Source organism: Streptomyces sp. NBC_01474 (assembly GCF_035918215.1).
Taxonomy (GTDB): domain Bacteria; phylum Actinomycetota; class Actinomycetes; order Streptomycetales; family Streptomycetaceae; genus Streptomyces; species Streptomyces aureus.
Window position 1 is genome coordinate 7,457,491 of record NZ_CP109449.1, and the last position, 13,966, is coordinate 7,471,456.

The window sequence follows — 13,966 nt, forward strand, 5'->3', positions numbered from 1 at the left end:
CCCCGCCGACAGCCCGGCCGCGGGGCCGGATCAGCCCGGCGGCGCCCCGGTCCGGTGGGCGATGCGTCTCTCCTCGCGCCGCTGCGCCCGGCGCCGCAGGAAGCGCCGGATCCGCGAGATCAGGAAGTACAGCATGAGCAGCCCGAGGAAGAGCAGGACGGCGGCGATGATCGCGGCCGCTTCAGGATGGAATATGGCGAACGTGATGATTCCGGCGACCCCGAGGTCCTCGGCCGAGCTCACCGCGATGTTGCTGAACGGCTCGGGCGAGGTGTTGATCGCCATCCGGGTCCCGGCCTTCACGGCGTGGCTGGCCAGCGCCGTCGACCCGCCGACCGCGCCCGCGGCCAGGTCGGACAGCGACCCGCTCTGGCCCGCGAGCAGAGCGCCGACGACGGCGCCCGACACCGGCCGGATCACCGTGTGTGCGGTGTCCCAGAGCGAGTCCACGTAGGGGATCTTGTCGGCGACGGCCTCGCACAGGAACAGCACCCCGGCGGCGATGAGCACGTCGGTGCGCTGGAGCGACTCGGGGACTTCGTCGCTCAGCCCGGTCGCGCCGAAGATGCCGAGGAGGAGAACCACCGCGTACGCGTTGATCCCGCTCGCCCAGCCGCTGGTGAAGACCAGGGGGAGTACGGACACGGACGAGATCGTAACCAGTCGCGAAGTCCGCGTCCTGGGCCTGAGCGCCCACGCCTGAGTATCCGTACCTAGTGCGTGAGATGAGTAGCTGCGCGGATGGGGTCCGACCTGCGCAGACGGGAGAGTAGGAGACACGGAAGGGGGCGCGGCGCCGGTACCGCCGACACGGGGCGGCGGAACAGCGCTTCGCCCCCTTGGCCGCTCCTCCCGCCACGGCGGGGGCGAGGCACGGGGGCCCGCACGACCGGCGGGCCCGCGGGGGAGCACGGGGACACGGGGGACGCGCCGGTCCGGTGAGGCCTGAGAGTTCGGGCCACGCCGGACCGGCGCTCTGTTGTCTCCGCTTTGCCTCCGGGGACGGTCAGCGGCATTGCGTCCGGGGACGGTCAGCGGCCGCCGGTCACGCGCCCCTGGAGCAGCCGTGACAGCGCCGCGTGGACGTCGTCCAGGGAGCGCTCCGGCTGGAAGGCCTGCCAGTCGAGGGCGGCCACGAGGACCATGCCGACCAGCGCGGCCGCCGTCAGGGGGATGTCGATCTCCTCGCTCAGCTCACCGCCCTCGACCGCGTCCCGCAGCACGTCCTCCACGACGGCGACGGCCTCCTGCCGGACCACCGCGAGCGTGGACTGCCAGGCGCGGTTCGTGCGCCACAGCTCGGCCACGTACAGCTGGGTGAAGGCCGGATAGCGGTCGATGAAGACGAGGCCGGCCCGGATCATCGCGTCGAGGGCGTCGATCTTGCTGCCGCCGCTCGCGGCCGTCTTCTCCGACGCCTCCCGCAGGGAGGCGGTGAGAAGCCCGACCCCGTGCCGGAGCAGCTCCTCGAAGAGGACCGACTTGCTGGCGAAGTTGTAGTAGACCGTGCCTTTCGCGACCCCGGCGCGCTCGGCGATCTCGTCGACCGTGGTGGCCGAGAACCCCTGCTCCGCGATGAGCGTGACCGCGGCCTCGTACAGCTTCTGCCGGGTGGCCTGGCGCCGTGTGCTGCTTTCCATGCCCCTGATTCTCACAGGCGGCGGTGTGGGCGCGCTCACAGGCTCAGTTCGGGGTGCAGCCGGTCGAGTGTCCACACCTGCTTGCTGCGGGCGCTGAGGGCGGTCAGGGCCAGCGCGCCGGCCGTGAACGCGGCGAGCACGGCACACGCCTGCCACACGGGTCCGAGGCCACCGCCGGAGATCAGTCTCCGCAGCGCCTCGACGACGTAGGTCATCGGCAGGAAGGGGTGGATCGCGTTGAAGAATCCGGGGCTCGTCTGCACGGGATACGTGCCGCCCGCCGACGTCAACTGGAGCATCAGGAAGGCGAGTACGAGGATCCGCCCCGCCGCTCCGAAGCGGGCGTTCAGCCACTGCACGATCGCGGCGAAGCACGCCGTGACGAGGAACAGGAATCCGACCGTTCCGGCCGCCCTGACCATCTGGAGCCCCAGCGCCCAGTGCAGCACCGACATCAGGGCGGCCACCTGGAGCACCCCGAGCACGGCCACGGGCAGCCAGCCGGCCAGCGCGATCCGCCAGGCGGAGGCGCCCGCGGCGAGTGCGCGCCGGTTGAGCGGCTGGATCAGCATGTAGGCCACCATCGCGCCGACCCACAGGGACAGCGGGATGAAGTACGGGGCGAATCCGGTGCCGTAGTTGGGCGCCTTGTGCAGGGACTGAGAGGCGAGCTGGACCGGGTCGGACATGACACCGGTGCGCCGGTCGCGGTCCTTCTTGTCGTAGTCGGGGATCTGCTTCACCCCGTCGTGCAGCCCGCCGGCCAGCTCTCCGGAGCCGTCGGCCAGCTGGAACATGCCGCCGTTGAGATCGCTCGCGCCCGTCTTCAGCTTGCCGACGCCCGTGTCGAGGTCCGCCGAGCCCGTCTTCGCCGTGCCGAGCCCGGTGTGCAGCTGCTTGGCGCCCTCGGCGACCTGCCCCGCTCCCTTGTTGAGCGCGTTGATCTTCGAGACGGCGGTGGCCACGTCCTGGTCGAGCGTCGGGGCGTGCTTGGCCAGCGCCTCGGACTGCCGCTGGAGCGTGGCGAGATGGCGGTCGAGGGTGTCCAGGTCGCCGTGGTCGTCCTCGATCAGGACGTTCAGGTCGTCGGCGACCTTCGCCACGTCGGCCGCGGCCACCTTGGCCTTCTTGAGGTCGGGGCAGGCCGGGTCGGGCAGCGGCAGCGTCTCGCAGCGCGTCTTGTAGACCCCGTCCAGGACGTCGGATCCCGCGTGCGCGCCCTTGGCGGCCGTCGGCGCCGTCTTCACCAGGACGTCGAGGTTGTGCCGGATGCCCTTCGCGGAGTCGGCGACGAGCCGGGCGGTGTCGCCGATCGCCTTCTTGTTGTCCTTCAGGAACGGCCGCACCTGCCCGGCGACGCCGTTGACCTTGTCGGCGAGGAGCTGGGTGCCGTCGGAGACCTGCTTCGAGCCGGACTCCAGATCCCCCGCGCCCTTGTTCAGCTTCTTGATCCCGCCGGCCAGGTCACCGCTGCCCTTCTTGGCGTCCTCGAGACCGTCCGCCAGGTCCTTGGACCCCTTCTTCGCCTTGCCGATACCGCCCTTGAGCTGGTCGGCCCCCTTCGCGGCCTTCTTCGTCGCGTCGTGGATGTCGGAGAAGGAGATGAAGATCCGGTCGAGGAAGGAGCGCGACGCGTTGGTGGACGCCGCCGAACGCACCTCGGAGAACACCGTCCGCGAGATCTGCCCGACGATGTAGTTGTTGGCGTCGTTCGTCCGCACCTGAAGGGCGCCGGTCTCCGGGGTGTCCCCGGAACTGGACGCGATGCGCTCGCTGAAGTCCGCGGGCATCGTCAGCGACAGGTAGTACGTCCCGTCCTCGACGCCCTTGCGGGCCTGCGCCGCACTCACCTCGTGCCACTCGAAGGTCTTGCTGTCGTGCAGCCCCTCGGTGATGTCGTCGCCCGCCACGATCTTCTGACCCGCGGCCCGCGCCCCCTTGTCGTCGTTGACGAGCGCGACGGGAATCTTGTCGAGACGCCCGTACGGGTCCCAGAAAGACCACAGGTACAGGGCGCCGTACAGCAGGGGCAGCAACAGGAGCGCGGCGAGCGCGGCGCGCGGCAGCTTCCCCCTGCCGAAGCGCCTGAGCTCAAGCGCGGCCAGCTTCGGCGAGCGCATCCGCCGTCTCCTTCTTGTTCTTGTCGGTCTCGTCCTGCGCGGCCTTCCCGGCCTTCGCAGTGTGTTCGGCGTTCGCCGTGTTCTCGCCGTTCTCGGTGTTCGCGGCCTTCTCGGCGGGGGCCGTCGATACGACGACCGCGTCCTTCGGCGCCTCGCTGCACACCGCCACGACCGTCGTGCCGGACGCGGCGACGGACCTCAACAGGTCCCAGACCTCGGCCCGTTCGGAGTCCGAGAGCTTCAGGTCGGTGTCGTCGATGCCGAGCAGCCGCGGCCGCCCGATCAGCGCGAGGGCCACGGACAGCCGGAGTGCCTCGATCCGCTCCAGGTCGCGCACGGCGGTACGAGTGCCCTTCGGCAGGGACTCCCGGTCGAGGCCCGCGGCGGCCAGCGCGGTGTCGATCCGCAGCCGCGATGCGGCCGCCCGCTCGGCCCGGGGCCGCAGTAGCGCCCGCAGGGAACCGTCGAACCGCCGCTGGAGCAGCGCCCGTTCGCGCAGATGCTCCTCGACCGTCAGCGCGGGATCGAGGTCGGTGACCCCGGGCACATGGGCGAGAGCGCTGATACGGCGGACGGCGGACAACTGCTTCGGCAGCCGGAAGGGGCCGGCGGACGCGGTGCCCTCGGTGGGTCGCATGCGTCCGGTGAGGGCGAGCAGCAGGCAGGTGCGGCCCGACCCGGACGGCCCCTCGACGGCGACGAGCGCCCCGGGCTCCGCGTCGATGTCCACCCCGCGGAACGCCCAGCCGCGCGGGCCCTTGAGCCCGAACCCCTCGGCGCTTACGGCGACCGCGTTCGGACCGTCCATGGTCAGGCCCCCCATTTGTTGAACTGACTGGTCAGTGCAAAAGCTAGCCCGAACTGTCGCTCGAAGCAAAGGCGCAGGTCAGGGCCGATTGTCAGTGGCGTACTCCACGATGGGCACATACGGCCACTGAGCCGTCACACAGACGACAGGAGGTTCGTCATGGCTGGACATTCAGCAGCAGCCGCACGCCGGCCCCGCGCCACTGGCCCTGCACCCTCGCTGACCGGACCCGCCGCCGACGTCCACCCCGTACTCCGCCGGGCGACAGCCCCTCCCGCCGCACTCGACCTGCTCGCCCAGGCGCGCACGGGACTCGACGAAGCGGCCCTCCTCGAGACACCCAACGAGCGGTACGCCACGGCCCACCTCGCCGCCCTGCGCACCGCGGCCGCCGTACTCGCCGCCCGCGGCCGCCCCGAAACCACGCCACGACGCCGTGCCCGGATACGGAGCGCCTGGGAAGTGCTCCCCGAGATCGCACCCGAACTGACCGAGTGGAGCGCCCTGTTCGCCTCCGGCGCCACCCGCAGGGCGCGCGCCGAAGCGGGCATCCAGGGGGCGGCCGGCACCCGCGACGCGGACGACCTGCTCCGCGACGTCGCGATGTTCCTGCGTCTCGTCGAGAGGATGCTGCTGCTCCAGCCCTCACTGCCCCGGCCCAGGGCGCAGGACGAGGCCCCGGCGGCAGGCCGGGAGGTGCCCGACGTGGGGTGACCGGACAGCTCTCACGAGGCAATAGGGTGGAGGCGCCCGAACCCTCCACCCATCGCCGTGCCGGTGGGGGAGGAACCCCCATCGCTCCGCAGCCCATGAGCCGGAGCCGCGCCGAGGAGTCACCTGTCGTGTCGGACCCGATGCGCCCCCGCGCTTCTCTCCGTACCGCCGTGGTCTGGGACGTTCTCAAGGACGCCCTCGACCGTCGCGTCAAGGCCACGGGGCGCGAGTCGCTCGACGTGCTCGACACCGGAGGCGGCAGCGGTAACTTCGCGGTGCCCGTGGCAGGCCTCGGCCACCGCGTCACCGTCGTCGACCCCAGCCCGAACGCGCTCTTCGCGCTCGAGCGCCGCGCGGCCGAGGCCGGCGTGGCCGACCGCGTGCGCGGGGTGCAGGGCGACGTCTCCGGTCTCTTCGACGTGGTCGAGCGCGACGGATACGACGCGGTCCTGTGCCACGGCGTCCTGGAGTACGTCGACGACCCCGCCGAGGGCGTACGCAACGCGGTGGGCGCCCTGCGCTCCTCCGGCGTCCTCAGCCTGCTCGCCGCGGGACTCGGCGGCGCCGTGCTCGCACGCGCGCTCGCCGGGCACTTCAAGGAGGCCAGGCAGGCCCTCGGCGACCCGGCGGGCCGCTGGGGCGACGGCGACCCCGTGCCGCGCCGCTTCAGCGCCGAGCAGCTCACCCAGCTCGTCGGATCCGCGGGCGTCGAGGTCGGCGCGGTGCACGGCGTACGGATCTTCGCCGACCTCGTGCCGGGCGTCCTCGTGGACACCGAACCGAGCGCCCTCCAGGAGCTCCTCAAGCTGGAGGCCGCAGCCGCCGAGCTGCCCGCCTTCCACTCCGTCGCCACGCAGCTGCACGTCCTCGGCGAGAAGCAGGGGACCCCGGAGGTGTGAGTGCCCCCGGTGACGCGCCGCTGATCAGGGGCGCAGCGGCGGATGGAGTACGCCACAGGCCCCCCGCTTCCACGCCGGGCGCCGTATGATCGAGGGAGACGGTCCGGCATGACGGGACGGCCGCCGGGGCATTAACGCCTCAGTGAGCCGGAGCCGCGTGGTGGTCCTGGTTGGCGAAGTTGGCGTAGAGGGGCGGGTTTCACGGGGGCGATTCCCTGCCTATCCTGAAGGGGACCCCCGGTCGCCCCGGCGACTGCACGATGAGGAGGACTCCGTGCCGCTCTCGGAGCACGAGCAGCGAATGCTCGAGCAGATGGAGCGAGCGCTGTACGCCGAAGATCCCAAGTTCGCGACAGCGCTTGAGGGAAGCGGGCTGCGTACGTACACCCGACGTCGGGTCTACCAGGCAGTCGCCGGATTCCTGGTGGGTATCGCGCTCCTCATGGCCGGAATGGTCGCAAAGCAGATCTGGATCAGCGTGGTGGGGTTCCTCGTCATGCTGGGCTGCGCGGTCCTTGCCATGACCGCATGGCGCAAAGCGCCCAAGCCCGGTGAACAGCCGGCTGCCGGAGCAGCGCCAGGAGCGCCGCCGGCCGCACGCCGACAGGGCAAGAAGCACCGGTCGATGATGGACCGGATCGAGAAGCGCTGGCAGCGGCGCCGAGACGAACAGGGCGGCCAGGGCGGCCGCTGAGCCCCTGCCGGACGAGGTCCTCACGGGATCAGAGTCCTTCAGGGAACAGATGTAGCTGAGGGGTGACCACTCACGGGTGGTCACCCCTCAGGCGTATCCGCGGGCCGGCGCATGGGCGTGCCGGCAAATCCGCGGGCCGGCTTGTCCGCGCGTCGGCGTGGCCGCTTGCGCGCGAGGGGCGCCGCCCCGCACCCCCGCCTGTCAGCCCTCCTGGCCGGAAGGCCGCCGCGCCCGCCGCAGAAGCGTCGACTTCCGGGTCGTCCAGCGGGAGCCGAGCTCCGCCCAGCGCTGCGAAAGGCTCCACGCCACTCGAACGGCCGAGCGCGGTGCGAGCGTCGCCCGCAGCCGGGCCGAGCGGCTCGCCTTGGCGTGCAGGCCCTGCTCAAGGCGGCGCACGTCGTCCCCGAGACCCGCAGTCGGCTGCGGCCTCGGCGCGTAGAGCACCTGCTCCACCGCGGCCGCCACCCGATGCACGGAGTCCGCAGCCACCTGATCGAGCTCTCCGACGCGGACGATCCGCGCCGCCGCCTTCCGCGGCGTCTGTGAATCGTCCGGTGCGATGCCGTGGTCCCACGCCGTATCGGTCACTTCCAGCCACGCCGCGAGGGTGCGGGCCGCCGCGTCCCCGTCCGTGCGGCCGGACGAGCCGAGCCGCACGGCCCGTACCCGCCGCCGCCACAGCATCGGCAGCAGCGGCACGAGCACCACCAGCACCACGCCCAGCGCGACGAGGGCGATCGTGCCGAAGGGCGGGCCGTCGCCGCCGGACGCGCCGATCACCGCGGGCGCCGTGTTCGAGCAGCCTTCCAGCTTTCGCTCGGCCGCCGGGCAGTTGTCCGACGCGGAAGGCTGACCGGCGGACGGCTGGGACGAGGCGGCCTCGCTGGGCGCCGCCGGGTTGCTCGGGTTGCCCGCCGGGGTGTCGTCACGGGTGTAATCGGGAGCCGTGCCGCGGTTCGGCGTCGGCTCGAAGCGCGTCCAGCCCACGCCCTCGAAGTACAGCTCCGGCCACGCGTGCGCGTCCCGCAGGCCGACCGACATCCGGCCGTCCGCCTGCGGAGAGCCCGGCGTGAAGCCCACCGCCACCCGCGCCGGGATCCCCAGCGTCCTGGCCATCGCGGCCATCGAGAAGGAGAAGTGGACGCAGAAGCCCTCCTTGTCCTTCAGGAAACGGGCGATGGCCGAGGAGCCGCTGCCGGCCTGGACCTCCGTGTTGTACGTGAAGCCACCGCTCACGGCGAAGTAGTCCTGGAGTTTCACGGCCCGCTGGTAGTTGTTCGCCGCGCCCTCGGTGACCCGCAGCGCCGTCTTCTCGACGATCGCCGGCAGTGACGACGGCACCTTGGTGAACTCCCGCCGCAGCTCGCTCGGCGCCTCGGGAGCGTTCGCCAGCTGCTCCGCCGTCGGCTGGACGATCAGGCTCTCGACGCCGTACTTCTTGCCGCGCGTGGTCTGGTTGTGGTCGCCGACGAGGGTCCGGCCCACCGGCTCGTACCGCCAGCGCCCCGAGATGTCGACCTTCGTCGCCGGGTAGGGGAGCGGCAGCCAGTCCTGGGCGTACCAGCCGGCCGCCGCGATGTTCGTGCGGATCTCCGTCCTGCGGACGTCCGCGCCGAGGCCGCGGGGGCTCGGGAACGTCGAGGGCACGTCGCTGATGCTGCGCTTGGCGGGCCGCCAGGTCGTCCCGTCGAACTCGTCGAGGGAGACGATCCGCAGATAGAGGTCCTGGGTGTCCTTCGAGTTCGTGCGGTACGACATCACCTCCCGGTCCTCGGGCTGGTTCAGGCTGTTCTGGAGGGAGACCAGGGGGTTCACGGCGGAGATGGTGCCGCCGCCCCCGGAGCCCACGCCCGCGCCCGTACCCGTCGGGCCGAGCAGGCCGCCCTCGAGCGCGGGCAGGGCGAGCGGCACCACCAGGGCGATGCCGAGCGCGAGCGCGCCGATGCGGCGGCCCGTGCGGATCGGGGCCACGGCATCGGCCGTGCTCTCGGCCGCGCCGCCCGCGCGGCCCGGTGAGCGGGCCGTACCGCCGAAGACGCGCCCCCACTGCGAGAGCCGGTCCCGTCCCTCGGCGAGGAGCAGCATCAGATAGCCGCCGGCGGCGAGCAGGAACCACAGCCAGTCGGCGGAGCCGTGGGAGAGGCCCGCGGCGACCGAGTACAGGGCGAGCAGCGGCAGCCCGGCGGGCGCCGCGCTGCGGAACGTCACCGCGAGCGCGTCCACCGCGAGGCCGATCACCAGGACGCCACCCACCAGCATCAGCCGGATCCCGTCGGACAGCGGCGCGGGGATCGCGAACCGACCCACGTCGTCGCCGCCCGCCTGGAGCAGCTCCCCGAAGTGACGGAACGCCTCCGGGCCCGGCAGCACCCCGCCGATCGCCTGCGTGTTCGCGAACAGCAGGGTGAGCAGCATCAGCGTCACGAGCGCTTGCACGGCCACCGTGAGCGGCCGCGCGAGAGGCACGCGCCGGGTCAGCGCCCCCACCCCGGCCTGGACGACCAGCAGGAACGCGGCCTGGAAGATCCAGGTCGCCAGATCGACCAGCGGCAGCAGGGCACACGCCGCCATGAAAGTGGCCGCCGTCGCACACAGCGTCAGCCGAGCGCCTCCGCTCATGACCGCGCCTTTCCCCCGGTGACATCACACATGATCAAGAACCCCACCCCGTCACCGCCGGTCCGTTCTCCGCGCCGGTGGACGCCCGGTGCCGGTCGGCGTCGCGCCACAGGTCGGTCAGGGAGGTGCCGGGCGGGACCGCGAGGGCCGACCAGCCCGCCTCGCGCAGCATCCGCAGCCGCTCCTCGCAGCGCTCCGACGGGGCGCCGCGCGTCCAGGTCTCGCTGTCGAGCACGAAGGCGACGGCGCCGCCGCTGCGCTGCCGCATGCTGGCGGCGACCGCGGTCTGCTCCTCGTCGAGATCGCCGAAGAAGGCCACCAGCAGCCCCTCGTTCCCCCCGCGCAGCACGTCGTACGCGCGCGCGAGCCCCGAGCCGTCCGAGTGGTCGACGACGGCGAGCGTGTCCATCATCAGTCCGGCCGCGTCCGCCGACTCCTGGCTGGCGCCGGCGAACCCGTCGGACCCCTCGCCCGGCACCGAATTGCCCGTATCGGTCAACAGACGTACGGAGAAGCCCCGTTCGAGCATGTGGAACAGCGTCGACGCCGTGCCCGACACCGCCCACTCGAAGGCCGAGTCGGGGCCCGCGCCCTGGAAGGCGAGGCGCCGGGTGTCGAGGAGCACCGTGCAGCGGGCCCGCTGCGGCTGCTCCTCGCGGCGCACCATCAGCTCGCCGTAGCGCGCGGTGGAGCGCCAGTGCACACGGCGCAGGTCGTCCCCGTAGCGGTACCCGCGCGGGATCACGTCGTCCTCGCCGGCCAGGGCCAGCGAGCGGTTCCGCCCGTCGCCGTACCCCTTGGCCTCGCCGGTCAGCCGCACCGCGGGCAGTGGCTCCACGCGCGGGACGACCGTGAGGGTGTCGTACGTGGAGAAGGACCGGGACAGCTCGCACAGGCCGAACGGGTCCGTCAGGCGCAGCTGGAGCGGGCCGAGCGGATAGCGGCCCCGCAGGTCCGAGCGCACGCGGTACGACACCTCGCGGCGGCCGCCCGCCTCCACCCGGTCCAGGACGAAGCGGGGGCGCGGCCCGAGCACGTACGGCACCCGGTCCTGGAGCATCAGCAGGCCCGTGGGCAGCCGCGAGACGTTGTCCATGCGGAGATGGACGCGGGCCTCGCTGCCCGCGGGCACGCGCGCGGGGGACAGCCGCCGGCTGCCCGCGACCCGGTAGCGCGTGCGGTAGAGCACGAACGCGCAGACCAGCGGCAGCACGGCGAGCAGCAGCCCGACCCGGAGCAGATCGCTCTGTCCCAGGGCGTACGCGCAGATCGCCGCCGCCACCCCGGCGGCCAGGAACGAACGTCCACGGGTGGTCAGCCCCGAGAGCGCGACCCGAAGGCCGCCCTTGTCGTCGTCACCCCCGAAGCCTCCCCCCTCGGCCATCACAGCCTCCGGGCGCCGGGCGGCTGCTGGCCGTACATCGGGGACCCGTGGCCGGAGGCGGCCGGGACCGACGTGTGCTGGAGGATCTCCAGGACCACCTGCTCGGACGTACGCCGGTTCAACTGGGCCTGCGCCGTGGGCAGCAGGCGGTGCGCGAGGACCTGCACGGCGAGCGCCTGCACGTCGTCGGGCAGCGCGTACTCACGCCCGCTCAGCGCCGCGGATGCCTTCGCCGCCCGCAGCAGATGCAGCGTCGCGCGCGGCGAGGCGCCGAGTCTCAGGTCGGGGTGGCTGCGCGTGGCGGCGACCAGGTCGACCGCGTACCGCCGCACCGAGTCGGCCACGTGGACCGAGCGGACGGCGTCGACGAGCTTCACGATGTCGTGCGCGTGCGCCACCGGCTGGAGGTCGTCCAGAGGGGAGGCCCCGCCGTGGATGTCGAGCATCTGCAGCTCGGCCTCCGGGCTCGGGTAGCCGATCGACACCCGGGCCATGAAGCGGTCGCGCTGCGCCTCTGGCAGCGGGTACGTGCCCTCCATCTCGACCGGGTTCTGCGTGGCCACCACCATGAAGGGGCTGGGCAGCTCGTACGTCTGCCCGTCGATGGTGACCTGGCGTTCCTCCATGGACTCCAGGAGCGCCGACTGCGTCTTCGGGGACGCGCGGTTGATCTCGTCGCCGATCACGATCTGCGCGAAGATCGCGCCCGGCTTGAACTCGAAGTCCCGGCGCTGCTGGTCCCAGATGGAGACACCGGTGATGTCCGACGGCAGCAGGTCGGGCGTGAACTGGATGCGACGCACCGAGCAGTCGATGGACTTGGCGAGCGCCTTCGCCAGCATGGTCTTGCCTACGCCCGGTACATCCTCGATGAGCAGGTGCCCCTCGGCCAGGAGCACCGTCAGCGAAAGCCGTACGACCTCCGGCTTGCCCTCGATCACACCCTCCACCGACCTGCGGACTCGCTCCACAGTGGTGGTCAGATCAGTGAGGCTCGCTCGATCGTCATAGGTCGTCACCCGGCCCTCCTCGGCCCGTACTTTCCGGGCCGACGCTCGATGCTGCGGCCCGGCCCACCCCGAAACACGGACACCACGCGCGAGCAGTTCCGTCTTCTCGCGCGAGGTGCCTCACCGCATTCTTGTTGCCGTTACCGGTTCGTGTCACTCGACTGTGGATAACTGGCAGCGATATGTCGGGGCTTACGACCTTTTGAGAGCGTGGTCGAGTCCGTGGCTCAGTTGGGCCGGATCTCCCGCAGCCGGCCCGACTTCACGTCGAAGACAAAGCCGCGTACGTCGTCGGTGTGCAGCAGGAAGGGCGAGGTGCGCACCTTCTGGATGGACTGGCGCACGTCCTGGTCGACATCGCGGAACCCCTCGACGGCCCAGGTCGGGCGCTGGCCGACCTCCATCTCCAGGTCGTGCCGGAAGTCCTCGGAGAGGCCTTCCAGGCCGCAGCCCGAGTGGTGGATCAGCACCACGCTGCGGGTGCCGAGCGCCCGCTGGCTGATGGTCAGCGAGCGGATGACGTCGTCGGTGACGACGCCGCCGGCGTTGCGGATGGTGTGGCAGTCGCCCAGCTCGAGGCCCAGGGCGGCGTGCAGGTCGAGCCGCGCGTCCATGCAGGCCACCACAGCCACCTGCAGAACGGGACGGGCGTCCATACCTGGGTCGGTGAAGGCCTCGGCGTAGCGCTGGTTCGCCTCGACGAGGCGGTCGGTCACGGTGCCGTCGGCAGGTATGGCGCTTTCGGACTCAGCAGGGAGGGATGCGGAAGTCGTCATAGCTATGACGGTAATGGTCACTCCTGGGACAAGCCCGCTGTGAGAGCGGACAAAGAACGCCATCGGGGCTTGTTGTGAGGTAACCCACAGGGGCGCTTCGGCTCGCCCGTACGGGTGATTTCTCCTGATCGGTGGCATCGCGAAGAGGCGGCGCGCGACGCGCAGGCCGGTTGATTGACCGGGCGACACCGTGGACTAAAGTGACGCGGAAACCCCAGGAAACACCGAAGATCCCGGCACTTCACCGGACTCTTCACCACGTGCGCGACGGGCACCCCGGCGGTGCGTGGGCGCCGCGCCGGAACTGAGAGGGCCCCTTGAGCCAGACCCGACATGTCCCGGTGATGCTCCAGCGCTGCCTGGACCTGTTGGCCCCGGCCCTCGCCGAGCCGGGTGCGGTGGTCGTCGACTGCACGCTCGGCCTCGGCGGACACAGCGAAGCCCTTCTCTCCACGTTCCCCTCCTGCCGCCTCGTCGGTCTCGACCGCGACAAGGAGGCCCTGCGCCTCTCCGGTGAGCGCCTCGCCCCGTTCGGGGACCGCGCCACCCTCGTGCACGCCGTCTACGACGAGCTTCCCGAGGTCCTCGACCGGCTCGGCATCCCGCGCGTGCAGGGCGTCCTCTTCGACCTGGGCGTCTCCTCCATGCAGCTCGACGAGGCCGACCGTGGCTTCGCCTACGCGCAGGACGCGCCGCTCGACATGCGTATGGACCAGACGACCGGAATGAGCGCCGCCGAGGTCCTCAACACATACCCCCCGGGCGAACTGGTGCGGATCCTGCGCGCGTACGGCGAGGAGAAGCAGGCCAAGCGGATCGTCTCGGCGGTCGTGCGTGAGCGCGAGAAGGAGCCGTTCAGCAACAGTGCCCGGCTCGTGGAGCTGATCCGTGACGCGCTGCCGCAGGCCGCCAAGCGCACCGGCGGCAACCCCGCCAAGCGCACCTTCCAAGCCCTGCGCATCGAGGTGAACGGCGAGCTCAGCGTCCTGGAGCGGGCCATTCCGGCCGCCGTGCAGACGCTTGCCGTCGGGGGGCGTATCGCCGTCCTGTCGTACCACTCGCTCGAGGACCGGCTCGTGAAGCAGGTGTTCGCGGCCGGCGCCGCGACGACCGCGCCGCCCGGACTCCCGGTCGTCCCCGAGCGCTACCAGCCACGGCTCAAGCTGCTCACGCGCGGCGCCGAACTCCCCACCGAGGAAGAGGTCGCCGAGAACCGCCGGGCGGCCCCGGCGCGGCTGCGGGGTGCGCAGCGCATCCGCGAGGAGGTCGCCGGGTGAGTTCCGGGCGCGCGAGGAGGGGTCG

Annotated in this window: 12 protein-coding genes; 4 read left to right on the forward strand and 8 right to left on the reverse strand. The window is 71.8% G+C overall.

Annotated elements, in window-relative coordinates:
- Positions 1-30: 30 nt before the first annotated feature.
- From OG758_RS33970 to OG758_RS33985, 4 genes are all read right to left on the reverse strand, one after another.
- Positions 31-645 carry a DUF4126 domain-containing protein gene (locus OG758_RS33970; protein WP_326713409.1) on the reverse strand — a complete coding sequence of 205 codons (615 nt, stop codon included), beginning with the start codon at positions 643-645 and terminating at the stop codon, positions 31-33.
- A 386-nt stretch (positions 646-1,031) separates the two neighbouring features.
- Positions 1,032-1,640 (reverse strand): TetR/AcrR family transcriptional regulator, encoded by a 609-nt coding sequence (locus OG758_RS33975; RefSeq protein WP_100592205.1) that lies wholly within the window; start codon positions 1,638-1,640, stop codon positions 1,032-1,034.
- A gap of 35 nt (positions 1,641-1,675) precedes the next feature.
- Positions 1,676-3,760, reverse strand: coding sequence for a YhgE/Pip domain-containing protein (locus OG758_RS33980; protein WP_326713410.1), 2,085 nt, complete (start codon positions 3,758-3,760; stop codon positions 1,676-1,678).
- Positions 3,732-4,568 carry an ATP-binding cassette domain-containing protein gene (locus tag OG758_RS33985; protein ID WP_326713411.1) on the reverse strand — a complete coding sequence of 279 codons (837 nt, stop codon included), beginning with the start codon at positions 4,566-4,568 and terminating at the stop codon, positions 3,732-3,734. Before OG758_RS33985 ends, OG758_RS33980 begins: the two co-directional genes overlap by 29 nt.
- A gap of 159 nt (positions 4,569-4,727) precedes the next feature.
- Here OG758_RS33985 and OG758_RS33990 point away from each other — a divergent pair, with 159 nt between their 5' ends.
- The 3 genes from OG758_RS33990 (at position 4,728) to OG758_RS34000 (ending at position 6,875) form a co-directional block, all read left to right on the forward strand.
- A complete protein-coding gene (locus tag OG758_RS33990; protein WP_326713412.1) occupies positions 4,728-5,282 on the forward strand; it encodes an SAV_6107 family HEPN domain-containing protein in 555 nt (184 codons plus the stop codon).
- 128 nt (positions 5,283-5,410) lie between these two features.
- Entirely contained in the window at positions 5,411-6,181 is a 771-nt protein-coding gene (locus OG758_RS33995; protein ID WP_326713413.1) for a class I SAM-dependent methyltransferase, read from the forward strand.
- Between the two features lie 274 nt (positions 6,182-6,455).
- Positions 6,456-6,875, forward strand: a complete 420-nt coding sequence (locus tag OG758_RS34000; RefSeq protein ID WP_266565201.1) for a DUF3040 domain-containing protein — start codon at positions 6,456-6,458, stop codon at positions 6,873-6,875.
- Between the two features lie 201 nt (positions 6,876-7,076).
- On the opposite strand, the gene OG758_RS34005 is transcribed toward OG758_RS34000, so the two are convergent.
- The 4 genes from OG758_RS34005 to OG758_RS34020 all read right to left on the reverse strand — a co-directional run bounded on the left by OG758_RS34005 (position 7,077) and on the right by OG758_RS34020 (position 12,727).
- On the reverse strand, positions 7,077-9,494 hold the full coding sequence (locus OG758_RS34005) for a transglutaminase TgpA family protein (RefSeq protein WP_326713414.1): 2,418 nt from the start codon (positions 9,492-9,494) through the stop codon (positions 7,077-7,079).
- 34 nt (positions 9,495-9,528) lie between these two features.
- Complete coding sequence (locus OG758_RS34010) at positions 9,529-10,878, reverse strand: DUF58 domain-containing protein (protein ID WP_326713415.1); 1,350 nt, start codon at positions 10,876-10,878, stop codon at positions 9,529-9,531.
- Positions 10,878-11,897: an AAA family ATPase gene (locus OG758_RS34015; RefSeq protein ID WP_116502571.1), complete on the reverse strand. Its 1,020-nt coding sequence runs from the start codon at positions 11,895-11,897 to the stop codon at positions 10,878-10,880. Before OG758_RS34015 ends, OG758_RS34010 begins: the two co-directional genes overlap by 1 nt.
- Positions 11,898-12,115: 218 nt before the next feature.
- Complete coding sequence (locus OG758_RS34020; RefSeq protein ID WP_266565209.1) at positions 12,116-12,727, reverse strand: beta-class carbonic anhydrase; 612 nt, start codon at positions 12,725-12,727, stop codon at positions 12,116-12,118.
- Between the two features lie 254 nt (positions 12,728-12,981).
- Here OG758_RS34020 and rsmH point away from each other — a divergent pair, with 254 nt between their 5' ends.
- Positions 12,982-13,941 (forward strand): 16S rRNA (cytosine(1402)-N(4))-methyltransferase RsmH, encoded by a 960-nt coding sequence (rsmH, locus tag OG758_RS34025; RefSeq protein ID WP_326713416.1) that lies wholly within the window; start codon positions 12,982-12,984, stop codon positions 13,939-13,941.
- The last annotated feature ends 25 nt before the right edge of the window (positions 13,942-13,966 follow it).

Bases quoted from the DNA above. Each gene is read 5' to 3' on its own strand.
- OG758_RS34005 (WP_326713414.1), bottom strand. From the start codon at position 9,494: ATGAGCGGAGGCGCTCGGCTGACGCTGTGTGCGACGGCGGCCACTTTC.
- OG758_RS33985 (WP_326713411.1), bottom strand. From the start codon at position 4,568: ATGGACGGTCCGAACGCGGTCGCCGTAAGCGCCGAGGGGTTCGGGCTC.
- OG758_RS33975 (WP_100592205.1), bottom strand. From the start codon at position 1,640: ATGGAAAGCAGCACACGGCGCCAGGCCACCCGGCAGAAGCTGTACGAG.
- OG758_RS34020 (WP_266565209.1), bottom strand. From the start codon at position 12,727: ATGGCGTTCTTTGTCCGCTCTCACAGCGGGCTTGTCCCAGGAGTGACC.
- OG758_RS34010 (WP_326713415.1), bottom strand. From the start codon at position 10,878: ATGGCCGAGGGGGGAGGCTTCGGGGGTGACGACGACAAGGGCGGCCTT.
- OG758_RS33980 (WP_326713410.1), bottom strand. From the start codon at position 3,760: ATGCGCTCGCCGAAGCTGGCCGCGCTTGAGCTCAGGCGCTTCGGCAGG.
- OG758_RS33990 (WP_326713412.1), top strand. From the start codon at position 4,728: ATGGCTGGACATTCAGCAGCAGCCGCACGCCGGCCCCGCGCCACTGGC.